This window comes from Pseudomonas sp. 43NM1 (assembly GCF_002836905.1).
GTDB classification, from domain to species: Bacteria; Pseudomonadota; Gammaproteobacteria; order Pseudomonadales; family Pseudomonadaceae; genus Aquipseudomonas; species Aquipseudomonas prosekii.
Genome location: NZ_MKGS01000161.1, coordinates 1 through 22,123 on the forward strand (window position 1 = coordinate 1; position 22,123 = coordinate 22,123).

20 protein-coding genes, 4 tRNA genes and 1 pseudogene are annotated in these 22,123 nt (G+C 58.1%); 7 read left to right on the plus strand and 18 right to left on the minus strand.

What is annotated here, in order from left to right:
* Positions 1-431, minus strand: a pseudogene (locus BI292_RS19215) (1-aminocyclopropane-1-carboxylate deaminase); the annotation flags it as partial.
* Between the two features lie 51 nt (positions 432-482).
* Positions 483-2,522 (minus strand): NADPH-dependent 2,4-dienoyl-CoA reductase, encoded by a 2,040-nt coding sequence (locus BI292_RS19220; protein ID WP_101208809.1) that lies wholly within the window; start codon positions 2,520-2,522, stop codon positions 483-485.
* A gap of 208 nt (positions 2,523-2,730) precedes the next feature.
* On the opposite strand from BI292_RS19220, the gene BI292_RS19225 reads away from it, so the two are divergent.
* Both BI292_RS19225 and BI292_RS19230 read left to right on the plus strand, forming a co-directional pair.
* Entirely contained in the window at positions 2,731-3,861 is a 1,131-nt protein-coding gene (locus BI292_RS19225; protein ID WP_101208810.1) for a carbon-nitrogen hydrolase family protein, read from the plus strand.
* 3 nt (positions 3,862-3,864) lie between these two features.
* Entirely contained in the window at positions 3,865-4,905 is a 1,041-nt protein-coding gene (locus tag BI292_RS19230; RefSeq protein ID WP_092270452.1) for an AraC family transcriptional regulator, read from the plus strand.
* Between the two features lie 357 nt (positions 4,906-5,262).
* On the opposite strand, the gene BI292_RS19235 is transcribed toward BI292_RS19230, so the two are convergent.
* From BI292_RS19235 to tig, 7 genes are all read right to left on the minus strand, one after another.
* Complete coding sequence (locus BI292_RS19235) at positions 5,263-6,174, minus strand: DUF2242 domain-containing protein (protein ID WP_101208811.1); 912 nt, start codon at positions 6,172-6,174, stop codon at positions 5,263-5,265.
* Positions 6,175-6,402: 228 nt separating this feature from the next.
* Entirely contained in the window at positions 6,403-8,274 is a 1,872-nt protein-coding gene (locus BI292_RS19240; RefSeq protein ID WP_101208812.1) for a SurA N-terminal domain-containing protein, read from the minus strand.
* Positions 8,275-8,508: 234 nt separating this feature from the next.
* Positions 8,509-8,781 (minus strand): HU family DNA-binding protein, encoded by a 273-nt coding sequence (locus BI292_RS19245; RefSeq protein ID WP_002552737.1) that lies wholly within the window; start codon positions 8,779-8,781, stop codon positions 8,509-8,511.
* Between the two features lie 150 nt (positions 8,782-8,931).
* Positions 8,932-11,328 (minus strand): endopeptidase La, encoded by a 2,397-nt coding sequence (lon, locus tag BI292_RS19250; protein WP_101208813.1) that lies wholly within the window; start codon positions 11,326-11,328, stop codon positions 8,932-8,934.
* A gap of 161 nt (positions 11,329-11,489) precedes the next feature.
* The gene (gene clpX, locus BI292_RS19255; protein ID WP_007901798.1) at positions 11,490-12,773 is read right to left on the minus strand and encodes an ATP-dependent Clp protease ATP-binding subunit ClpX; all 1,284 of its coding nucleotides are present in this window, start codon (positions 12,771-12,773) and stop codon (positions 11,490-11,492) included.
* A 112-nt stretch (positions 12,774-12,885) separates the two neighbouring features.
* A complete protein-coding gene (gene clpP, locus BI292_RS19260) occupies positions 12,886-13,521 on the minus strand; it encodes an ATP-dependent Clp endopeptidase proteolytic subunit ClpP (RefSeq protein ID WP_092270463.1) in 636 nt (211 codons plus the stop codon).
* Between the two features lie 93 nt (positions 13,522-13,614).
* Positions 13,615-14,925, minus strand: coding sequence for a trigger factor (gene tig, locus BI292_RS19265; RefSeq protein WP_092270466.1), 1,311 nt, complete (start codon positions 14,923-14,925; stop codon positions 13,615-13,617).
* Positions 14,926-15,070: 145 nt separating this feature from the next.
* On the opposite strand from tig, the gene BI292_RS28805 reads away from it, so the two are divergent.
* Positions 15,071-15,307: a hypothetical protein gene (locus tag BI292_RS28805; RefSeq protein WP_149086317.1), complete on the plus strand. Its 237-nt coding sequence runs from the start codon at positions 15,071-15,073 to the stop codon at positions 15,305-15,307.
* A 20-nt stretch (positions 15,308-15,327) separates the two neighbouring features.
* Here the strand turns inward: BI292_RS28805 and BI292_RS19270 are convergent.
* The 4 genes from BI292_RS19270 to BI292_RS19285 form a co-directional block, all read right to left on the minus strand.
* Positions 15,328-15,403, minus strand: a tRNA-His gene (locus BI292_RS19270).
* A gap of 78 nt (positions 15,404-15,481) precedes the next feature.
* Positions 15,482-15,566 (minus strand) — tRNA-Leu (locus BI292_RS19275).
* Positions 15,567-15,622: 56 nt separating this feature from the next.
* Positions 15,623-15,698 (minus strand) — tRNA-His (locus BI292_RS19280).
* A 32-nt stretch (positions 15,699-15,730) separates the two neighbouring features.
* Positions 15,731-15,807: transfer RNA gene (locus tag BI292_RS19285), tRNA-Arg, on the minus strand.
* A 274-nt stretch (positions 15,808-16,081) separates the two neighbouring features.
* Here BI292_RS19285 and folD point away from each other — a divergent pair.
* Together folD and pbpG are read left to right on the plus strand one after the other, a co-directional pair.
* A complete protein-coding gene (folD, locus tag BI292_RS19290; protein WP_101208814.1) occupies positions 16,082-16,936 on the plus strand; it encodes a bifunctional methylenetetrahydrofolate dehydrogenase/methenyltetrahydrofolate cyclohydrolase FolD in 855 nt (284 codons plus the stop codon).
* A 246-nt stretch (positions 16,937-17,182) separates the two neighbouring features.
* On the plus strand, positions 17,183-18,121 hold the full coding sequence (gene pbpG, locus BI292_RS19295; protein ID WP_092270472.1) for a D-alanyl-D-alanine endopeptidase: 939 nt from the start codon (positions 17,183-17,185) through the stop codon (positions 18,119-18,121).
* Between the two features lie 71 nt (positions 18,122-18,192).
* Here pbpG and BI292_RS19300 read toward each other — a convergent pair whose 3' ends face one another.
* The 3 genes from BI292_RS19300 to BI292_RS19310 all read right to left on the minus strand — a co-directional run bounded on the left by BI292_RS19300 (position 18,193) and on the right by BI292_RS19310 (position 19,421).
* Complete coding sequence (locus BI292_RS19300; RefSeq protein ID WP_101208815.1) at positions 18,193-18,408, minus strand: hypothetical protein; 216 nt, start codon at positions 18,406-18,408, stop codon at positions 18,193-18,195.
* A gap of 8 nt (positions 18,409-18,416) precedes the next feature.
* The gene (locus tag BI292_RS19305) at positions 18,417-18,638 is read right to left on the minus strand and encodes a DUF6021 family protein (protein WP_092270477.1); all 222 of its coding nucleotides are present in this window, start codon (positions 18,636-18,638) and stop codon (positions 18,417-18,419) included.
* 111 nt (positions 18,639-18,749) lie between these two features.
* A complete protein-coding gene (locus BI292_RS19310; protein WP_092281438.1) occupies positions 18,750-19,421 on the minus strand; it encodes a peptidase C39 family protein in 672 nt (223 codons plus the stop codon).
* Positions 19,422-19,602: 181 nt separating this feature from the next.
* Between BI292_RS19310 and BI292_RS28810 the strand changes: the two genes are divergently transcribed.
* Positions 19,603-19,818 carry a hypothetical protein gene (locus BI292_RS28810; protein WP_157831281.1) on the plus strand — a complete coding sequence of 72 codons (216 nt, stop codon included), beginning with the start codon at positions 19,603-19,605 and terminating at the stop codon, positions 19,816-19,818.
* 223 nt (positions 19,819-20,041) lie between these two features.
* Here the strand turns inward: BI292_RS28810 and BI292_RS19315 are convergent, their stop codons facing one another.
* The gene (locus BI292_RS19315) at positions 20,042-20,791 is read right to left on the minus strand and encodes a TerC family protein (RefSeq protein ID WP_101208816.1); all 750 of its coding nucleotides are present in this window, start codon (positions 20,789-20,791) and stop codon (positions 20,042-20,044) included.
* 30 nt (positions 20,792-20,821) lie between these two features.
* Positions 20,822-21,064, minus strand: coding sequence for a hypothetical protein (locus tag BI292_RS19320; protein ID WP_101208817.1), 243 nt, complete (start codon positions 21,062-21,064; stop codon positions 20,822-20,824).
* 135 nt (positions 21,065-21,199) lie between these two features.
* Between BI292_RS19320 and nhaR the strand changes: the two genes are divergently transcribed.
* Positions 21,200-22,096 carry a transcriptional activator NhaR gene (nhaR, locus tag BI292_RS19325; RefSeq protein WP_101208818.1) on the plus strand — a complete coding sequence of 299 codons (897 nt, stop codon included), beginning with the start codon at positions 21,200-21,202 and terminating at the stop codon, positions 22,094-22,096.
* The last annotated feature ends 27 nt before the right edge of the window (positions 22,097-22,123 follow it).

Sequence of the window (22,123 nt, forward strand, 5' to 3'; positions counted from 1 at the left end):
GGCACCGCGTGCAGCGTCGGGTATTGCGTCTGCCATGGCCGCCAGAAACCCGGCTCGTGGCGCGCGCGATAGCCGCCGTAACCGAGCCAATGCAGCTGCATGCCGAACTCGCGCAAATCGATGACGGTCGGCGTGTCGTGCGCATGCCCGCGCAGTAAACCGACGGTTTTGAAACCGAAACGTTGGCCCGCTGCAGCGAGCGCATGCAGATGATTGGAGTGCGCGCCGCCGAGGCTGATGATGCCTTCGGCACCGGCGAGATCAGCCGCGTTGAGGTGCTCGGTGAGTTTGAACCACTTGTTGCCGCTGATCAGCGGGTCGATCTGGTCGAGACGCAGGATCGCCACGTCGACGCCGGCGCGGGTCAGCCAGTCGAGGTGCAGCGTTTCGAGGGGAGCGATGGCTTGCCAGTCGCTGGGAGGGAGAAACATCGATGCCGGCTCTGGGTAAAGAGCCGGCATCTTATCAGCACGCTGGCCGGTTTAGAGTTCGGCAGCCAAACGCGAACCCTGGTTGATCGCACGTTTGGCGTCGAGCTCGGCTGCCACGTCTGCGCCGCCGATCAAGTGCACATTCTGCCCGGCCGCGAGCAAACCGTCCTGCAACTCACGCAACGGGTCCTGCCCGGCGCAAATCACGATGTTGTCGACCGCCAGCACTTGCGGCTCGCCAGTTTCGCCGATGCGAATGTGCAGGCCTTCATCGTCGATTTTCAGGTATTCGACGCTGTTGAGCATTTGCACCTGTTTGTTCTTCAACCCGGTGCGGTGAATCCAGCCGGTGGTTTTGCCCAGGCCATCGCCGACCTTGGAACTCTTGCGTTGCAGCAGGAACACCTCGCGGGCCGGCGCATGCGGTTGAGCCTTGATCCCGGCGACGCCGCCACGCGCTTCAAGGTGCGTGTCGATGCCCCACTCTTTCCAGAACGCGGCGCGGTCGAGGCTGGTCGACACGCCTTGATGCACAAGAAATTCCGAGACGTCGAAACCGATGCCGCCGGCGCCGATCACCGCCACGCGTTTGCCCACCGGTTTGCGCTCGAGGATCACGTCGAGGTAGCTCAGCACTTTGCCATTGTCGACGCCCGGAATCGCCGGCGTGCGCGGCGCAATGCCGGTGGCCAGGATGATCTCGTCAAAGCCGCCGGCGACCAGTTGTGCGACGTCGACGCGAGTATTCAGGCAGACCTCGACGTGGGTGGTCTGCAACTTGCGGTTGAAATAACGCAGGGTTTCGAAGAACTCTTCCTTGCCCGGCACGCGTTTGGCGATGTTGAACTGGCCGCCGATTTCGCTGGCCGAATCGAACAATGTCACCTGATGCCCGCGCTCGGCAGCCACGGTGGCAGCAGCCAGACCCGCAGGCCCGGCGCCGACCACGGCAATTTTCTTGATTTGTTGCACGGGCAGGTAATTGAGTTCGGTTTCGTGACAGGCGCGCGGGTTGACCAGGCAACTGGTCAATTTGCCGCCGAAGGTGTGATCGAGGCACGCCTGATTGCAGCCAATGCACGTATTGATTTCATCAGCGCGACCGGCCGCAGCCTTATTGACGAAATCGGCGTCGGCGAGAAATGGCCGCGCCATCGAGACCATGTCCGCGTCACCTTCGGCGAGGATCTGCTCGGCGATTTCCGGGGTGTTGATGCGGTTGGTAGTGATCAGCGGAATGCTCACCGAGCCGCGCAGTTTCGCCGTGACTTTGCTGAACGCCGCGCGCGGGACTTTGGTGGCGATGGTCGGAATCCGCGCTTCGTGCCAGCCAATCCCAGTATTGATAATGGTCGCGCCGGCCTGCTCGATGGCTTTGGCGAGGGTGACGATTTCTTCCCAGGAGCTGCCGCCCTCGACCAGGTCGAGCATCGACAAACGGAAAATGATGATGAAATTCGGACCGACCGCTTCACGCACGCGGCGGACGATCTCCACCGGCAGGCGCATGCGGTTTTCGTAGCTGCCGCCCCAGCGGTCGGTGCGGTGGTTGGTGTGGGCCGCGAGGAACTGGTTAATGAAATAACCTTCGGAGCCCATGATCTCGACGCCGTCGTACTCGGCTTTTTGCGCGAGGGCCGAACAGGTGACGAAATCGCTGATTTGCTTCTCGATGCCTTCCTCGTCCAGCTCTTTTGGCTTGAACGGGTTGATCGGCGCCTGAATCGCGCTCGGCGCCACTTGTTTCGGGCTGTAGGCGTAACGCCCGGCGTGGAGGATCTGCATGCAAATCTTGCCGCCCGCCTCGTGCACCGCGCGGGTGACGATCTGGTGTTTGAGCGCTTCTTCTTCGGTGGTCAATTTGGCCGCGCCGGAGTACACGCCGCCCTCATCGTTCGGACCGATACCGCCGGTGACCATCAGGCCAACCCCGCCGCGCGCACGCTCGGCAAAGTACGCCGCCATGCGCTCGAAACCGCCGGGCTTTTCCTCAAGGCCAGTGTGCATCGAACCCATCAGGGTACGATTGCGCAGCGTAGTAAAACCCAGGTCCAGCGGGGCCAACAGGTGCGGGTAATGAGCGGCGGCCATCGGTAACTCCACATCGAGCGATCACGGAAATTGCGGAAGCTCTGCGGCTCCCGTCAGTCATGTGGCACAGACTAAGAGTCGCACTCGTGTCACTCAATGACCCAAACTGACAACTTATTGATCCAAATGCGCAGCGCCCCTTGGCAAGCGCCGGCATGCGCCCTACCCTAGTCGGCGAATCCTGCACACGGCTGTCGACTGTTTTCCCATGCGCAAACTTCTCTACCTGACCTTTTCCATGGCGTTGATCGCCGCCCTGACGACCTACGCGATGTGGGCCGCGGACCGTCCGGTGGGGCATTATCTGTCCGACCTGCGCATCAATCTGGCGGTCGATCAAGGCACGCCGGCCGATCGCGGCAACTTGCTCGGCATCCAGCCCGAACTGTTCCCGACTGATTACCAAAGCCCCGAACGCCTGCGGCGCAAGCTCGGCGCCTATCTGCACAAGGCCCAGGAACAAGGCCTGCTCAGCGAGAAAACCGTCGTCGTGCTGCCGGAACATGTCGGCACATGGCTGATGATCAGCGGCGAAAAAGACGAGCTGTATCAGGCCGGCACCCTCAAGGAAGCGATGAACTGGCTGGCGGCGAGCAATCCACTGCAGTTCGCGCGCGCGCTGCTGCGTGCCAAGGGCGCCAGCCGTCTCGATGACGCGCATCTGCGCATGAAAGCCAAAAGCATGGCCAAGGATTACCAGGCGTTGTTTGGTGGCCTGGCGAAAGAATTCAACGTGACGCTGGTGGCCGGCACCATCGTGCTGCCGGAGCCAAGTGTGCGCGACGGCGAGCTGAAAATCGGCCACGGCGCGCTGTTCAACAGCACCGTGGTGTTCGGTCGCGACGGCTTGCCGATCGGCCAGCCGCAACGGCAGATGCACCCGATCTTCACCGATCAGGACACCCTCGCCGCCAACACCGAGCACACCATCAGCGTCGTCGACACACCGGCCGGGCGCCTTGGCGTGTTGATCGGCAGCGACAGTTGGTATCCGGACAATTACCGCAAGCTCGACGAACAGAACGTGCAACTGGTGGCGGTCCCGGCCTTCGTGGTCGGCCACGGCGCGTGGGACAAACCGTGGCGCGGCTATAAAGGTCTGTCGACGCCGAGTTCGGTCAGCCTCAAGGCCGGCGAGCTCAGTGAAGGCCAGGCCTGGCATCGTTTGACCCTGATCGCGCAGCCGCCGAGCAGTCAGGCGATTGCCGGGGTCAGTGTGTTCATGCGCGGGCAATTCTGGGACAAGGCCAGCGCCGGGCAGAGTTTTCTCAGCAGCAATGGCCAGCATGCCGCTGACGGCGACCAGCGTGGCGCGCGTTTGTTGAACCTGTGGTTGTAAAGCATGAAACCCCTGCCGATGCGCCTCGGGGATCTGTCGGTCGGCTTCGTTAACAGCCTGGCCGATGCGGTGCGCAGTCACGGCGCCGACCCACAGCCGTTGCTCGACCAATACGGCCTGGACGCGGCACGTCTCGGTGAGGCCGGTGCGCGGTTGTCGATTCCGCGGTACATGCGCCTTGGCCACGGCGCGATCCAGCTGACCGCCGACCCAGCACTGGGTTTGCGCATGGGCCAGTTGAGTCGGTTGAGCCAGGCCGGCCTCGCCGGGGTCACCGCCGCGCAGGCACCGACGGTTCGCGAGGCGGCGCGTTGCCTGATTCGCTTCGAAGCGTTGTACGGCTCCAACTATCGCGGCCAATCGAGCTTTCACGAAGACCCACGCGGCGCCTGGCTGCGCTTTTATTCGATCAATCCCTACAACGCCTACAACCGATTTGTCGTCGATTCGATCATTTCCGGCTGGTTGCGGCAGTTGTCCAGCGTCAGCGCTACCGCGTTGCCAGCCGAACGCATCGACATCGAATTTGAAGCACCGCAGTATCGCGAGGCTTACAGCGTGTTGGGCGATTGCCCGATCCAGTTCGGCGCCGAGCACAATCAACTGCGCCTGAGCCTGACCAGCCTCGCCCAGCGCAACCCGGAGCATTGCCCGAGCACTTGGCGGCACCTGCTGCAATTATGTGAACGCGAACTGGAGCAACTGACGCGCACCCGCAGCCTGCGTGAACGGATCATTCAGCTGTTGGGGCCGTTGCTCAACGGTGGCCGGGAACCCGACCTGGAAGAAGTGGCGGCACGCCTGAAGCTGCCAACCTGGACCTTGCGTCGCAAACTCGCCGAGGAAGGCACGCAATTTCGTGCAATTCTCAACGACACTCGCCGCGACCTGGCCATGACGTACATTCGCGACACCGAACTGGCGTTCGGCGAAATCGCCTATCTGCTGGGCTTTGCCTCAGCCGAAGCTTTTCAACGGGCCTTCAAACGCTGGAACGGCCAGACGCCCGGCGAATTTCGCCGAAGTCATCGCCAAACCGCGTGAAGGCTTAAAGCTCGGTAGCGTCTTCGGCCGGTTCCAGCGGATCCAGTTCAAATGCCGAATACTCCAGCAACTCTTCTTGATAATCGTCCATGGTGATCTCCCCTCAATTGCTCATTAAAAAAGGCCTGATCAACTGACCAGCGCCTTGAGCATAAAGTGCCCGCGTGAAAGAAAAATGACGCTCACACCGCACTTGACCGCTACTCAATAAAACGTAGCAGTCGATCAGGGATTTATCACAGGATTTTTTCGCCGCAGTGCGTAGGAAAACGCACTGCTTTGACGTCGATCAATTGGGCGGTTGGCGGCGGGAAGCGTGGCGTCTGACACGTTCCCGCTCTTTTGCGGCAGGGTCGGTTACTGACCCGAGGATGGCATCGCCGGAATCGGCTCGCTCGGTGCGGGCATATTGTCCGGGTGCGACGGCGTGGTGTTGGTTTCCGTGGCAGGCGCCGGTTCGGTGGTTTGTGCCGGAGTGATCGGTGCAGATTCCGCGGGCGGCGCGACGGGCTCCGAGGCCCCCGGCGCGAAGTCGACTGCGGAGGGTTCGGCGGCTGGCGCGGCTGCCGGCTCTGCGGCAGGTGCTGCGGCCGGTGTCGGCGCGGCTGCCGGGGTTGCTGCGACCGGTGTGCCTGCCGCTGGTGCGGGCGCCAGTGCTGCCGGTGCGGCTGGCGCAGGTTTGGTTTCCGGCACGCCCAGATCGGTTTTTGGCTTCTCGACGATGTGCGCGGCTTTCTTCGCTTCTGCCGGCAGGAACAGCTCGACCAGGGTAAAGAATCGCTCATAGAACTTGGCCGACGACACGGTTTCGCTGGCCACTTTGACCATCGAATCGTCTGACGAGCCGATCGGCATCGACACCGAGCCCAACACACCGACGCCGAGGCTGGCGGAATTGTTGGTCTTCTTCAACGCATAACGGTCCTGCAAGGCGTTGGCGAACATGGTCGCGTGGTGTCCTTCGGAACCATCATCGGCGCACACCACACTGAAGCTGATCTCCATGTGCGTCTCGCCGGTTTGCTGGAAACTTTTGTGGCCGCTGATCAGTTTCGGATCATTGCTGGTGATGATGTAACCCTGACTGAGCAATGCGCGACGTGCAGCTTCGCAGGTCTGCACATCGGTCACCGGGTAATTGCGCGAAAACGTTCCGGAATCGTCGAAGTTCTCATGCTCATAGATGGCGGCTTTTTTCGACGAACAACCGGCAGCAACGGCCAGCACTAAAGCCAACCCGACAACACGCATGGGAATTGATCTGAACATTGAACATCCTGAGAGAAAACGGTCCGGGGCGTATTGTGCAACAGAACGATGCTTAGCGTCGCATCCATTGATGTCTTAAACCTGTTACAGGAAGTTGACCCCGATATGCCGGAAAAGTCGCACAACCTCGCGGATTACCGATAAGCCGACGCCGAGCTTTTCCTCCACGCACAAAAAACCCCGGCGTTTCGGCCGGGGTTCTTGTGTAGCGAGCAGCTCAGTCAGCCATCAGAAACGCTTGATGTCCGCTTCGCTTTCCAACTGCTTGCGGTAGGCCGCAAAGTCTTGCTGGCCAATGCGCGAAGCGAGGAAGCGACGGTACTGAGTCTTCTCTTCTTCGGTCGGCGCTGCGGCTTCGTTCACGGCATTCAGACGCACGATCACCAGGCTACCATCGGCCAGGGTCACGCTGTTGAACGTCGGCTTGTCCTTGGCGGCAGGCTTGGGCATACGGAACAGCGCTTGCAGCACAGTCGGGTCAACCCCTTCCTGAGCGCGAGTAGCTGCTGCGGTGACTTTCCAGGTCTGGCCGTCAACTGCCTGATCCAGCGGCGTCTTGCCGTCGCGCAAACTGGCGATCAGCTCATCAGCCTTGGTTTTGGCGGCAGCAATCGCGTGCTCCTTGGCCAATTGCGTGCGGATGTTGGCGGCAACGCTTTCGAGTGGCAACTGCGCAGGCTTCAAGTGCTCCTTGGCGCGCAACACGATTACGGTTTCCGGATCGAGCTCGATGGCGGTGCTGTTGGCACCCTCATCCAGCACTTCAGGGCTGAACGCTGCAGTGATCACGGCACGGTTGGCCGCAACACCTTCGCCACCTTCACGGCCGAACGGCGCGGAAGTGTGAACGGTCAGTTTCAAGTCTTGTGCCGGCTGAGCCAGATCGGAAGCTTCAAACGAGGAGTCTTCCAATTGCTTGGTCGCCTCGACGAAACGCTGCTCGACCTGCTGGGTTTTCAGTTCACGGGTCAGTTTGGCCTTGAGGCTGTCCAACGTCGGAACTTCAGGCGCTTCAGCGCCCAGCAGCTTGATCAGGTGGAAACCGAAATCAGTGCGAACCGGTTCCGACACCTGGTCCTTGGTCAACGCGTACAGGGCTTTTTCAAACGCTGGATCGTAGACACCTGGACCGGCGTAACCGAGGTCACCACCGTTGTTCGCCGAACCCGGGTCCTGGGAGAATTCCTTGGCCAGAGCCTCGAACTTCTCGCCTTTGGCCAGACGCGCCTGAACTTCTTCGATTTTCGCCTTGGCTTGCGCCTCGGTCACTTTGTCGTTCACTTCGATCAGAATGTGCGCAGCCCGGCGTTGCTCGGCCAAGTTGGCGATTTCTTTCTGATAAGCCGCTTGCAGCTCTTCGTCCTTGACGCTGACTTCATCGAAGAAGGAAGCCTTCTTCAATTCCAGGTAATCAATGACTACCTGATCCGGCGTCATGAATTCCTTGGCGTGTTCGTCGTAGTAAGCCTTGACCTCGTCGTCGGTCACTTTCACCGCAGACGGATCAACCTTGATGTTCAACGAAGCGAAATCACGCGTCTGTTTTTCCAGACGGGCAAACGCCAGAACCTGGGCGTCGGTAACAAAACCGCTGCCCGCCAGACCGGCGCGCAACTGACCGATCAGCATTTCCTGAGCCAGCATCTGGCGGAATTGCATACGGCTGTAGCCCAGTTGACGAATCACCTGGTCGAAGCGCTCAGGGCTGAACTTGCCATCCACCTGAAACTCAGGCGTCTGCAGGATCACTTGGTCCAGAGCGGCTTCGGAGAAAGCGAATTTCGATTTTTCTGCGCCTTGCAGCAGCAGCTTGCGATCGATCAGGCCTTTGAGGGCCGATTCGCGGAGCATTTTTTCGTCGAGCAGCGAAGCGTCGAAATCCTTGCCCAGCTGTTGCATCAGCTGACGGCGTTGCATGTCGACAGCTTGGCTCAGCTCGTTGGTACTGATTTCTTCACCGTTGACCTTGGCCGCATCCTGGCTGTTGGTCGTCGCCTGGAAAATGGCCTCGATACCGGTGAAAGCCATCAATACAACGATGATTCCGATAATGGTCTTGGCAATCCAGCCTTGTGAATTGTCCCTGATATTCTGCAGCATGCGTCCCCCAGAAACGGTTGAACTTCAAAATTAGGCAACCGTGGAGCGTGGGTAGAATCCGGATAGAAGAAAGGCGCATCCGGGGATGCGCCTTCTCGTAACTGGCGGAGCGGACCGAGGGGTTCGAACTTGCGACCCTCGGTGTCTCAGACCAGCAATGTGCTGACTGGACTACCGCTCCGCTGCCAGGTCAGGCATGACCCCGACCCGGATAGGCAAAAACCTGAATCTGACTTAGTTGACAGCTTCTTTCAGTGCTTTACCGGCTTTGAAACCTGGTTTTTTGGCTGCAGCGATTTCCAGTGTCTTACCAGTCTGTGGGTTACGACCGATGCGAGCTGGACGATCGGTAACGGAGAACGTACCGAAACCAACCAGAACAACAGAGTCGCCAGCCTTGAGAGCGCCAGTGACGGATTCGATTACAGCGTCCAGCGCACGGCCAGCAGCAGCTTTCGGGATATCAGCGGATGCAGCGATAGCATCAATCAGTTCCGACTTGTTCACTCTAAGTCCCCTTATATCTATTTGAGTATGATTCTAAGTTTTTTGGTGAAAGCAAAAAAACGAGTGCTGAATGGCCTACAGACACTTAAGAGCCGCTTTATAACAAGGGCTCTAAAAAGCTGTCAAGGAAGCCCCCCAGGCAAATGCGTACTAATGCGTGCTAATTCTTTCCTTAGAGTCAGACTCGCGTTTTTCATCCTTTGCAACTATCTCGGGAGCCACATCCGGCAAGGGCTCCGGCGCGTATTGCAGCGCAATTTGCAGGACCTCGTCAATCCATTTAACCGGTTTAATCTGCAGATCCTGCTTAATGTTGTCAGGAATTTCCTTCAGATCACGCACGTTCTCTTCCGGAATGATCACAGTCTTGATCCCGCCACGGTGAGCCGCGAGCAGTTTTTCCTTCAGACCGCCGATGGCCAGCACTTGACCACGCAGGGTGATTTCCCCCGTCATGGCGACGTCTGCGCGCACCGGAATCCCGGTCAACGCCGATACCAGCGCCGTGCACATGCCTACACCAGCGCTAGGGCCGTCCTTCGGGGTCGCCCCTTCCGGCATGTGGATGTGCGTGTCGCGCTTCTCGTGGAAGTCCAGAGGGATCCCCAGGCTTTTCGCACGGCTGCGCACCACGGTCAGCGCTGCGGTGATCGATTCGACCATCACATCACCCAGCGAACCAGTCTTGATCAACTGGCCTTTGCCGGGTACGACAGCGGCTTCGATGGTCAGCAATTCGCCGCCCACCTGAGTCCACGCCAGGCCAGTTACCTGGCCGATCTGATCCTGCGATTCGGCCAGACCGTAGCGGTATTTGCGCACGCCGAGGAAGTGCTCGAGCATGTCCGCGGTGACCTTCACCGAGAAGCGTTTTTCCAGTGCGTGCTCTTTGACCGTCTTGCGGCACACCTTGGCAATCTGGCGCTCAAGCCCCCGTACACCGGCTTCGCGGGTGTAGTAGCGGATGATGTCACGGATCGCTTCGGAGTCGAATTCCAGCTCGCCTTTCTTCAAGCCGTTGGCCTGAATCTGCTTCGGCGACAGGTACTTGACCGCGATGTTGATTTTCTCGTCTTCGGTGTAGCCCGGCAGGCGAATGACTTCCATCCGGTCCAGCAGCGCTGGCGGAATGTTCATCGAGTTCGAGGTGCACAGGAACATCACATCGGACAGGTCGTAATCGACTTCCAGATAGTGATCGTTGAAATTGTGGTTCTGCTCGGGGTCGAGCACTTCCAGCAACGCCGACGCCGGATCGCCACGCATGTCGCTGCCCATTTTGTCGATTTCGTCGAGCAGGAACAGCGGGTTGCGAACCCCGACCTTTGTCATCTTTTGAATCAATCTTCCTGGCATCGAACCGATGTAAGTACGGCGATGACCACGAATTTCCGCTTCATCGCGCACGCCACCGAGGGCCATACGGACAAATTTACGGTTGGTGGCGTGCGCAATCGACTCCGCCAGCGAGGTTTTACCCACGCCAGGAGGACCAACCAGACACAACACCGGACCACGAATCTTCTTCACGCGCTTTTGCACGGCGAGGTATTCGAGGATGCGTTCTTTGACTTCGTCCAGACCATAGTGGTCGGCGTCGAGAATGTCTTCGGCGCGGGCAAGGTCCAGACGCACTTTGCTCTGAGCCTTCCACGGCACCTGAACCAGCCAGTCGATGTACGAACGAACCACGGTGGCTTCGGCGGACATCGGCGACATCTGTTTCAGTTTGTTCAGCTCACCGTTGGCCTTGGCCAGGGCATCTTTGGGCAGGCCAGCGGCATCGATGCGCTTTTTCAGCTCTTCGATTTCGTTGTGACCTTCTTCGCTGTCGCCGAGCTCTTTCTGAATGGCCTTCATCTGCTCATTCAGGTAGTACTCGCGCTGACTGCGCTCCATTTGCTTTTTGACGCGACCGCGAATGCGTTTTTCGACTTGCAGCAGATCGATCTCGGCATCCAGCAACGCCAGGACGTGCTCGACCCGGGCCGACAAATCAATGATTTCGAGGATTTCCTGCTTCTGCTCGATCTTCAGGGCCATGTGTGCGGCCATGGTGTCGACCAGGCGGCCTGGCTCGTCGATGCTGTTGAGCGACGACAGGACTTCAGCCGGGACTTTCTTGCCCAGCTGGACATATTGTTCGAACTGAGCCAACAGACTGCGGACAAACACTTCCGACTCGCGCTCTGGCGCGTCGACTTCGTCGATCAACGAGACTTCGGCACGGCAGTGGCCGTCCACTTCGCTGAAGCGCTCCACGGCGCCCCGCTGCTCGCCTTCGACCAGAACCTTGACGGTGCCGTCAGGCAGCTTGAGCAGTTGCAGAACAGTGGCGATGGTACCTACGCGATAAAGTGCTTCTTCACCGGGATCGTCGTCAGCAGGATTGCGCTGAGCCAGCAGAAGGATCTGCTTGTCGCCGGCCATCGCTGCCTCGAGGGCTTCGATGGATTTCTCGCGCCCCACGAACAGCGGGATAACCATGTGCGGATAAACCACAACATCACGCAATGGCAGGAGAGGCAATTCGATGGTTGTCTTCATGATTTCGCCTCTACGGCGGCCATAAGGCCGTAAACAGATGGATGTAAGCTTGAAACCAAGATGGGGGCTGCATTCAAAAAAAACAAGCGTAAAGAGGGTGTTAAAACGCTTTAAAAGAAAAGGGGCCCGAAGGCCCCTTCTTTATTCCAGCAGCGTGACGCTTAAGCGTCTGGCGCTGCCTTGGCAGTCGGCTCACTGTTTTCGTAGATATACAGTGGCTTGGACTTGCCTTCGATCACGCTTTCATCGATCACTACTTTGCTCACCTCGGACTGCGAGGGGATTTCATACATAGTGTCGAGCAACACACCTTCGAGAATCGAGCGCAAGCCACGGGCACCGGTTTTGCGTTCCAGGGCACGTTTTGCGACCGATTTCAGTGCGTCGGCCCGGAATTCCAGGTCCACGCCTTCCATCTCGAACAGCTTGGCGTACTGCTTGGTCAAAGCATTTTTCGGCTCGGTGAGGATCTGCATCAACGCAGCTTCATCAAGCTCGTCCAGCGTTGCAAGAACTGGCAGACGACCGACGAATTCCGGGATCAGACCGAACTTGACCAAATCGTCAGGCTCGACTTCACGCAGGGATTCACCGACTTTCTTGCCTTCTTCCTTGCTGCGCACTTCTGCGTTGAAACCGATGCCGCCCTTGGTGGAACGGTTTTGAATAACCTTTTCCAGACCGGAGAACGCACCACCGCAGATGAACAGGATGTTACGAGTGTCGACCTGCAGGAATTCCTGCTGCGGATGCTTGCGACCACCTTGCGGCGGGACGGAAGCGACCGTGCCTTCGATCAACTTGAGCAAGGCTTGCTGCACGCCTTCACCGGAAACGTCCCGGGTGATCGACGGGTTGTCAGACTTGCGCGAGATCTTGTCGATCTCATCGATGTAGACAATGCCCATCTGGGCCTTTTCCACGTCGTAATCGCACTTCTGCAGCAGCTTCTGAATGATGTTCTCGACATCTTCACCAACATAACCGGCCTCGGTGAGGGTGGTTGCGTCGGCGATGGTGAACGGAACGTTCAGCAAACGAGCCAGTGTTTCGGCAAGCAGGGTTTTACCCGAGCCTGTCGGGCCGATCAGCAAGATGTTGCTTTTGCCGAGTTCGACGTCGTCATTCTTTTTGTCACGCTGGTTCAAGCGTTTGTAGTGGTTGTACACCGCTACGGCCAAAACCTTTTTCGCACGCTCCTGACCAATGACGTACTGGTCAAGGATGCCGCTGATTTCTTTAGGCGAAGGCAATTTATGCGCGCTGCTTTCGGCCTGGGCTTCCTGCACCTCCTCGCGGATGATGTCATTGCACAGGTCGACGCACTCGTCGCAGATAAAGACCGAGGGGCCGGCAATCAATTTGCGCACTTCATGCTGGCTTTTGCCACAGAAGGAGCAATAGAGCAGCTTGCCGTTGTCCTCGCCGTTGCGGGTGTCAGTCATTCGTTCGATCCAAATCCGATAGGCTTGCAACACAAGATGAAGGCTATTGCGGGCTTTTTCAAGCCCGCTGGTGATCGGAGCAACCGACCAGCCTTATTTTGAGCTGCTTATTTTAAGCCGGGCGCTGTTCGATCACTTCATCGATCAACCCGTACTCACGCGCGGCTTGTGCACTCATGAAGTTGTCGCGGTTGGTATCGCGCTCGATTTCTTCAAGGGTGTGCCCGCTATGCTTGGCCATCAGCGTGTTGAGACGCTCACGAATGAAGAGGATTTCCTTGGCATGGATTTCGATATCCGAAGCCTGACCCTGGAAACCGCCCAATGGCTGGTGAATCATCACACGCGAGTTCGGCAGGCAGAAACGCTTGCCGGCAGCACCTGCGGTCAGCAGGAACGCGCCCATGCTGCAGGCCTGGCCGATGCAGGTGGTCGATACGTTTGGCTTGATGAACTGCATGGTGTCGTAGATCGACATGCCCGCTGTCACCGAACCGCCCGGGGAGTTGATATAGAGATGGATGTCCTTGTCCGGGTTTTCCGCTTCAAGGAACAGCAGTTGCGCACAGATCAGGTTAGCCATGTAGTCCTCTACCGGGCCAACCAGAAAAATCACTCGCTCCTTGAGAAGACGCGAATAAATGTCGTAAGCGCGCTCGCCACGAGCAGACTGCTCGACAACCATCGGGACCAGGCCGCCAGCGGCCTGGATATCTGAGTTCTGCTGAATATACGAATTACGGAACATGCTCTGCAGTCACTCCCAAATAGTTATGTCTTGAATACGCATAAGCCAGCGCGAAGGCTGGCTTATGGTGATTACTTCTTAACGCTAAAACGATCAGTCGGCTTGTGGAGCTTCAACCGGCTTGACTGCTTCTTCGTAAGAGACCGACTTATCGGTCACACTAGCTTTCTGCAGAACAGTATCCACAACTTGTTCTTCCAGCACAACCGAACGAACTTCGTTCAGTTGCTGGTCGTTCTTGTAGTACCAGGACACAACCTGCTCAGGCTCTTGGTAAGCCGAAGCCATTTCCTGAATCATTTCGCGAACGCGGGCTTCGTCAGGCTTGAGGTCGAATTGCTTGACCACTTCAGCCACGATCAGACCCAGTACAACGCGGCGCTTGGCTTGTTCTTCGAACAGCTCGGCCGGCAGTTGGTCAGGCTTGATGTTGCCGCCGAACTGCTGAACAGCCTGCACGCGCAGACGGTCAACTTCGGTGGACAGCAGAGCCTTAGGCACTTCGATCGGGTTGGTGGCCAGCAGACCGTCCATTACCTGATTCTTGACCTTGGATTTGATCGCCTGACGCAGCTCGCGCTCCATGTTCTTGCGAACTTCGGTGCGGAAGCCTTCCAGGCCAGTTTCCTTGATGCCGAACTGGGCGAAGAATTCTTCGGTCAGCTCAGGCAGTTTTGGCTCGGAAACAGTGTTCACGGTAACGGTGAACTCGGCAGTTTTGCCGGCCAGGTCGAGGTTCTGATAGTCCTCTGGGAAAGTCAGGTTCAGAACGCGTTCTTCGCCAGCTTTAGCGCCAACCAGACCGTCTTCGAAACCAGGGATCATGCGACCCGAACCCAGTACCAGTTGAGTGCCTTTGGCGGAACCGCCAGCGAACACTTCGCCGTCAACCTTGCCAACGAAATCGATGTTCAGTTGGTCTTCGTTCTGGGCAGCGCGTTCGGCCACTTCAAAACGGGTGTTCTGCTTGCGCAGGATTTCGAGCATTTTGTCCAGGTCAGCGTCAGCCACGTCAGCGCTCAGGCGCTCAACGTTGATGCCTTCGAAACCGGCAACGGTGAACTCAGGGAACACTTCGAAAACTGCAACGTATTCCAGATCCTTGCCAGCTTCGATCGATTTAGGCTCGATCGAAGGAGCGCCAGCCGGGTTCAGCTTCTGCTCGACTACAGCTTCGTAGAAGGAGGACTGGATGACGTCGCCAACAGCTTCCTGACGTGCATCAGCACCGAAACGGCGCTTGATTTCACTCATTGGCACTTTGCCTGGACGGAAGCCAGCAATCTTGGCCTTTTGGGCGGTCTGCTGCAGACGCTTGTTGACCTGAGTCTCGATGCGCTCAGCCGGCACGGTGATGCTCATGCGGCGCTCAAGAGCAGAAGTATTTTCAACAGAAACTTGCATGGATATTCCTCGTTGCACAGACGTTAGCCGGCCGTTTCCGACCCCAGAATCAAGGGCATGCATTCTAGTGGGTCAAACTCAAGAAGTCACCCTACTGAAAAAGGGTAAAAAAACAGCAGGCAATTTATAGGCGAGGGACAAACGGTTGCGCCTCGCCCTGTTCGCAAATACAGCCAATCAAGCCAGGGCTCTGCGCCAACCCTTCTATATAAAGAAGAAGTTGCCAGTCATCTCCCTGACAACCGACCTTGCGAGCAAGGCCGGCGGGCGGCGCGGCATCATCGGGAAACATAAATACGACGAAGCACCCCACCCCTGCGACCCGGAATTGCAGCCGCTGAATACTCGAACCGCTAAAACAAAAAAGGCGCCAGACTGTTAAATCTGGCGCCTCTCGAAATATGGGGTGGACGAAGGGGATCGAACCCTCGACAACGGGAGTCACAATCCCGTGCTCTACCAACTGAGCTACGCCCACCATATAGCCTGACAAAGAAGCCAAACAACCTTCCTTGCTGCGCCCCAACCAGGCCAATGGCCCGAGTGAAGCTTTATTTGGTGCGGATGAAGAGACTCGAACTCTTACACCTTGCGGCGCTGGAACCTAAATCCAGTGTGTCTACCAATTCCACCACATCCGCGTTTGAAGCTGTTAAAGCAAAGGCGCCAGACTGTTAATCTGGCGCCTTTCGAAATATGGGGTGGACGAAGGGGATCGAACCCTCGACAACGGGAGTCACAATCCCGTGCTCTACCAACTGAGCTACGCCCACCATATTGCGCTACTTGTGCCAAAGTTGCCTAATGGCGCACCCGGCAGGACTCGAACCTGCGACCATCCGCTTAGAAGGCGGATGCTCTATCCAGCTGAGCTACGGGCGCCTTATTAATCTGTACTCTTGGAGGACTACAAACTAAGTGCTTCCAGCCTCGCAGAACCGTAATCCCGCTCGACCTTCTCATCCAGTGCTAGGCTGTGCCCGACAAGTGCGACGAATAGTATAGAGCGGCCCAAAGTCCGTCAAATCCTTTTTAAAAAAAATTCATTTAATTAAAGGGCTTAGAGGAATTTGCAGACCAAGCGCCTTTGCCCTCGGCGCCTGACATGCGAGAATGCGCCCTCTTTTTTTCCCCTCTCGATGGTTAATCACGCGCAATGACTGCACAACTAATCGACGGCAAGTCAATCGCCGCCAGCCTGCGCCAGCAGATCGCCAAACGAGTTGCCGAGCGTCGCCAGCAAGGTCTGCGCACGCCCGGCCTCGCGGTGATCCTGGTCGGCAGCGATCCTGCCTCTCAGGTTTATGTCTCGCACAAGCGTAAAGACTGTGAAGAGGTCGGCTTTCTATCCCAAGCCTACGACCTGCCTGCTGACACCACTCAACAAGCACTGACCGAACTGATCGATCGCCTCAACGACGACCCGGCCATCGATGGCGTGCTGCTGCAGCTGCCATTGCCTGCGCACCTCGATGCTTCGAAATTGCTTGAGCGCATTCGCCCGGACAAAGACGTCGACGGCTTCCACCCTTATAACGTCGGCCGTCTGGCACAGCGCATTCCACTGCTGCGCCCGTGCACACCAAAAGGCATCATGACCTTGCTCGAAAGCACTGGCGCCGATCTTTACGGGATGGACGCAGTGATCGTCGGTGCGTCCAACATCGTCGGCCGGCCGATGGCGATGGAACTGCTGCTGGCCGGCTGCACCGTCACCGTCACCCACCGCTTCACCAAGGACCTGGCCGGCCACGTCGGCCGCGCCGATCTGGTTGTTGTCGCTGCGGGCAAGCCAGGCCTGGTCAAAGGTGAGTGGATCAAGCAAGGCGCGATCGTGATCGACGTCGGCATCAACCGTCAGGACGACGGCAAGCTGGTCGGCGACGTGATTTACGAAACCGCCCTGCCCCGCGCTGGCTGGATCACACCAGTGCCGGGCGGCGTTGGCCCGATGACGCGCGCCTGCCTGCTGGAAAACACTTTGTACGCGGCAGAAACCCTGCACGGCTGAGTTGTTTTGCTGCACCCACAGAGCCCCGCCCAGTGCGGGGCTTTGTTGTTTTCGCGGTGTGTATTTTTAGCGAACAAACGCATGAATTGCGCCAACCTCGCCCTCACCAGAGATTAAATTTTCTTCATCTAAAGCCCGTGCCGCACAGGCGTATGGCGCTTTATTGGCTCATACTCATAAAATGCGTCGTTTTGATGAAACAGCCCGTAACAAAACGGCATATCCACCCTTTATGAGTTCTCCCGCGTGAAAATCCGTCTTTCCATCCTGAGTCTATTTTTTGCATTTACAGGGACGTTCATCACGCCAATGGCCAGCGCCGCAGAAACCACTGCCGCGCCCCGAGACGCTTCGCAATTGAAAATCGCTTCCGGCAGCGCGCTGCTGCTGGATCTGCAAACCAACAAAGTCATTTATTCGAGCAACCCCGACGTTGTCGTGCCGATTGCTTCAGTCAGCAAACTGATGACCGGCCTGGTGGTAGTTGAAGCCCGCCAGAACATGGACGAATACATTAACGTCGACATCAGCCACACCCCGGAAATGAAAGGGGTGTTTTCGCGGGTCAAACTCAACAGCGAATTGCCACGCAAAAAGATGCTGCTGATCGCGTTGATGTCTTCGGAAAACCGCGCCGCCGCCACCCTCGCCCACCACTACCCGGGCGGCTACGTGGCGTTTATTGCCGCGATGAATGCCAAAGCCAAGGCGCTGGGCATGACCAGCACGCACTTTGTCGAACCCACCGGCCTGTCGCCGCGCAACGTCTCGACGGCACGCGACTTGAGTAAGCTGCTGATCGCCGCGCGCAAATATCCGCTGCTGACCGAGTTGACCACCACCAAGGAAGCCACCGTCGCGTTCCGCAAACCCAACTACACGCTGGGTTTCAATAACACCGACCACTTGGTGAAAAAGCCCAACTGGGACATCAAGATCACCAAGACCGGTTTCACCAATGAAGCCGGGCATTGTCTGGTGTTGGTGACCAGCATGGGCAACCGCCCGGTGGCCCTGGTGATTCTCGACGCCTTCGGCAAATACACACATTTCGCCGACGCCAGCCGCATCCGCAGTTGGGTCGAAACCGGTCGCAGCGTCGACGCACCGTCGGTAGCCCTGCAATACAAAGCCGCGAAAAATCTCAAACAGCGCCAGAGCGGCGTGGTTGAAGCCTCGAAATAGCCGGGCGTCAGCCAATAGACACCCAACAAAAAGCCCCGAATATTCGGGGCTTTTTGCAGGTGGACGAAAGATCAGTCGTTGGGCAACGGCATCTCATCGTCATTGGGAATGCCATCGCCATCGCTCGGATGTTTCGAACCAAGCGCAGGATCAGTCGGTGTCACCAACGGCCGCGCCAGCGGATCGCGCAGCGGACTGTTCGGGTCCATCGCCCCGTCCACGTCCTCTTCGGGAGTGGTTGGAACACTGTCCGGACGTTTGTCATTGAAACTCGAATCGGTAGACATGAGTCACCTCATTGCGATTGCGCGTCAGGTTTCAGGTCACCCAGCGGATCGTAAGGCTTGGCCGGCTTCTTTTCGTCCTCGCCCGGCTTGATGTCTCTCGGCGCCTTGGCTGGCCCGATAGGGTCAACCTGCGGGTCCGCAACATCGGGCGAATCGGGATCGAAACCCAGATCATCGCCAGACGAATGCTCGGACGAATGTGGGCCATCTGGGGAATTGGAATGTGCCATGGACGCCTCCTTGGGTCTGGCCCGGAGGAATCCGGGCCTTACTCATATGAGGCGCGCGGCACGCGACGGTGCCCGAAACATGACGAACGGAGCCTTCAGCGCAAATAGCAGCTACTGAGCCTGCAATGCTTTGCTTGCCCGCGCGGCTGCCTGTTCTTGCCCGGCCTGGCCTAAATCGTTGGCGGCCTTGAGCCAGCGCGGCCCGTCGACCTTGGCCGGCAGCTGATTCGGCTTCTGGATCAAAACCGCCCAGCCGCCAGCATCCTTGAAGGCAGACTCAAACGAATTGAAGTCCATCAGCAATCGGCGATTCATCCCGGCGCGCAGCAGCACGGTCTGCTTCTGCCGGTTGTAACCGGCGAGGATCGCGTAACGCGGTTCGGCCCAGAATGCCGAGCCTTCAGTGAAGCGCACCATTACCGGATACCCGGCCGCGACTTGGGTCAGCAGCGCCGACAGGTTGCCGTCGAGCGGGTACACGACCATGCCGTATTCACGGGCAAGGTTCTGCATGTTCTGCTGCAACTGCGCCTCGGCGCCCGGTAACTTCAGCGGTTTTTCGAGCAGCCCCGGGGTGATCACGATGCCTTGTTGCGACAACATGCTGGCCAGCACCTGCGGCCCACTCTGATTGGCCTGCCCGCGATAAAACGTGCCGCTGAGTTCCACGCGTTCCGGCAGTTGCCGAACCTCTGGCGCCACGCTGCCCGCGCATCCTGCCAGCGCGGCAACGCAACCGATCGCCAGCATTAAAGATCGAATTCCAGACATTACCCGCACCATCATCACTCGCTTGTTCAGACGCCAGGCAATCACGCCCCTGGCTTGGGCCACCGATCATAGGTCGCCATGGCGCAGCGGTATAGCCTAAACCGGCAGTTGTTTGCATTCGATAGAGCGAACTGGCTGGAGACAGGCGACCTTTGGTCAATAGCCTGAAACACGCTAACGACTAGACTGTCATTTGAAAGACGTGGTGGGCCCGATGCAGGGCGAAGAGGAGGCACCGATGAGCCTGACACTGACAATCATAATGCTCGTATGTGGCTGGCTGGCCGTGGCCGCCGCCATGCTGTGGGGCGTGCTGCGCATTACCCGCCGCCACCATCACCCGCACGAACAAGCGACGCCCGACGCGAAGACCGAGCAAGCGCCGACCCGCCCCGCCACCGCGCACTGATCATCCTTTATGCGTACGTAGCAGCTGCCGAGCCTGCGAGGCTGCGTCGGGCTGCGAAGCGGCCCCCGAGGTGGATCCCGCGGAACGCAACGCAGCCTCGTTCCTCGGCAGCTGCTACAAGAGATCTTTATTTATCTAGACGTCTTTGAGAACGCTGACCCAATTAACAAAACGGCCGCCTGAACTCTCGCGAGTACAGGCGGCCGTTGGTTTCTGGCGCGGATCAGACTTTAGCGGCGACGCGCTTCTGCTTGGCCCGTCGAGACAGCATGTTCAAGCACTCGATCGTCGCCGAGAACGCCATGGCCGCATATACGTAGCCTTTCGGTACGTGAGCGCCGAAGCCCTCTGCAATCAGCGTCATGCCGATCATGATCAGGAAGCCCAGAGCCAGCATCACCACCGTCGGGTTGTCGTTGATGAACTTGGCCAGCGGGTCAGCCGCCAACAACATCACCAGCACCGACACCACCACCGCGATGATCATGATCGGCAAATGCTCGGTCATGCCGACAGCGGTAATGATGCTGTCGATCGAGAACACCAGGTCGAGCAACAGGATCTGCCCGATCGCGGCGGCAAAACCCAACGTCACGGTAGACGTCGCCGACTTCGGATCTTCCGGCGCCGGGTCCATGCTGTGGTGAATCTCGGTGGTCGCTTTCCACAACAGGAACAGGCCACCGGCGACCAGGATAATGTCCTTCCACGAAAACGCGTGGCCGAGCAGCTCGATCACCGGGGTGGTCAGCTGGACGATGAACGCGATGGTGCTCAGCAGGCCCAATCGCAGAATCAGCGCCATGCCGATCCCGATGCGCCGCGCTTTCTGCCGATGTTGCTCGGGCAGTTTGTTGGTCAGGATCGAGATGAAAATCAGGTTATCGATGCCGAGCACGATTTCCATTACCACCAACGTCGCCAGGGCGATCCAGGCAGTTGGGCTGGCGGCTAGCTCTAAAAGGTATTCCATGGGTCAGTCCTGACTCGTTGTGATTCGGGGTTAGATTTCCTGAGACGAAGAACTGGATTGCTCTTCATCTTCGGCCGACGATGGTTTTTTGCTGATCAGCCCGCCAGTGGCATCGCTGAGCGCCTGTTCAGCGGCCTTATGCGTGTCGTCAATCGCCTGTTTGGCGGATTCGGCGGCCTTGCCCATCAGTTGCTGCGCACTCTTTTCAGCCTGATCACACCCGGCCAGTACCAGTAAAGACGTGAACAGCAGGGCCGTAGCGGTAAATTTCATGACGCTCTCCTTGTATAACGGACCAACGCCCAGCGGCGCCCCGTCGATAGCGAGGCATTCTATGTAAGTAGATACTTCAGGAAAATTCGTATTTTCAGCGGCTATACTTCGTTTTTTACGAACTGACAGGCCGCCATGCTCAATTACCGACAGCTGCATTACTTCTGGGTCGTCGCCAAGACCGGCAGCATCGTCCGCGCGTGCGAGCAACTTAACCTGACACCGCAGACCATCAGCGGGCAGATTTCACTGTTTGAACAAACTTTCGGTATCGAATTGTTTCGCCGCGTCGGGCGCAATCTCGAGCTCACCGAGGCCGGACGCCAGGCGCTGCCCTTTGCCGAGCAGATGTTTCAGCTCGGTGGCGAATTGGAGTTGATGCTGCGCGCCCAACCAAATGAGCAACAGATTCTGTTTCGCGTCGGTGTCGCGGACGTGGTGCCAAAATCCATCGTCTATCGCCTGATCGCGCCGACCATGGAATTGAGCGAGCCGCTGCGCATCAGTTGTCGCGAGGACAAACTGGAACGGTTACTCGCCGACCTGGCAATTCAGCGCCTCGACCTGGTCATCTCTGACAGCCCAATGCCGTCGCACCTCGACATCAAGGGCTACAGCCAGAAACTCGGCGAATGCAGGATCAGTTTTTTTGCGACTAAGGCGTTGGCGGCGCAGTACGGCGAGGATTTCCCCCGCAGCCTGCACGGCGCGCCATTGTTGATTCCCGGGCCGGAAACCGTGGTGCGCAGCCGTTTGCAGCGCTGGTTTGCCGAGCAGCAGATTCAGCCACGGATTGTCGGCGAGTTCGATGACAGCGCGTTGATGCAGGCGTTTGGGCAATCCGGCAGCGGGATTTTCATCGGCCCGAGCGTGATTGCCGACGAGGTGCAACGCCAATGCGGCGTCGAATTGATCGGCCAGACCGACGCAGTGACCGAGTCGTTCTACGCCATCTCCGTCGAACGCAAGGTCAAGCACCCCGGCATCGTTGCGATTGCCGAAGGTGCCCGACGCGAGCTGTTTCCTGACTGACTGTTTACTGAATAGCCGTTTACTGAA

Excerpts from the sequence above, each read along its gene's own strand:
- BI292_RS19220 (WP_101208809.1), bottom strand. The coding sequence starts at position 2,522 with ATGGCCGCCGCTCATTACCCGCACCTGTTGGCCCCGCTGGACCTGGGT.
- BI292_RS19225 (WP_101208810.1), top strand. The coding sequence starts at position 2,731 with ATGCGCAAACTTCTCTACCTGACCTTTTCCATGGCGTTGATCGCCGCC.
- BI292_RS19230 (WP_092270452.1), top strand. The coding sequence starts at position 3,865 with ATGAAACCCCTGCCGATGCGCCTCGGGGATCTGTCGGTCGGCTTCGTT.
- BI292_RS19235 (WP_101208811.1), bottom strand. The coding sequence starts at position 6,174 with ATGTTCAGATCAATTCCCATGCGTGTTGTCGGGTTGGCTTTAGTGCTG.
- BI292_RS19240 (WP_101208812.1), bottom strand. The coding sequence starts at position 8,274 with ATGCTGCAGAATATCAGGGACAATTCACAAGGCTGGATTGCCAAGACC.
- lon (WP_101208813.1), bottom strand. The coding sequence starts at position 11,328 with ATGAAGACAACCATCGAATTGCCTCTCCTGCCATTGCGTGATGTTGTG.
- clpX (WP_007901798.1), bottom strand. The coding sequence starts at position 12,773 with ATGACTGACACCCGCAACGGCGAGGACAACGGCAAGCTGCTCTATTGC.
- clpP (WP_092270463.1), bottom strand. The coding sequence starts at position 13,521 with ATGTTCCGTAATTCGTATATTCAGCAGAACTCAGATATCCAGGCCGCT.
- tig (WP_092270466.1), bottom strand. The coding sequence starts at position 14,925 with ATGCAAGTTTCTGTTGAAAATACTTCTGCTCTTGAGCGCCGCATGAGC.
- folD (WP_101208814.1), top strand. The coding sequence starts at position 16,082 with ATGACTGCACAACTAATCGACGGCAAGTCAATCGCCGCCAGCCTGCGC.
- BI292_RS19300 (WP_101208815.1), bottom strand. The coding sequence starts at position 18,408 with ATGTCTACCGATTCGAGTTTCAATGACAAACGTCCGGACAGTGTTCCA.
- BI292_RS19305 (WP_092270477.1), bottom strand. The coding sequence starts at position 18,638 with ATGGCACATTCCAATTCCCCAGATGGCCCACATTCGTCCGAGCATTCG.
- BI292_RS19310 (WP_092281438.1), bottom strand. The coding sequence starts at position 19,421 with ATGGTGCGGGTAATGTCTGGAATTCGATCTTTAATGCTGGCGATCGGT.
- BI292_RS19315 (WP_101208816.1), bottom strand. The coding sequence starts at position 20,791 with ATGGAATACCTTTTAGAGCTAGCCGCCAGCCCAACTGCCTGGATCGCC.
- BI292_RS19320 (WP_101208817.1), bottom strand. The coding sequence starts at position 21,064 with ATGAAATTTACCGCTACGGCCCTGCTGTTCACGTCTTTACTGGTACTG.
- nhaR (WP_101208818.1), top strand. The coding sequence starts at position 21,200 with ATGCTCAATTACCGACAGCTGCATTACTTCTGGGTCGTCGCCAAGACC.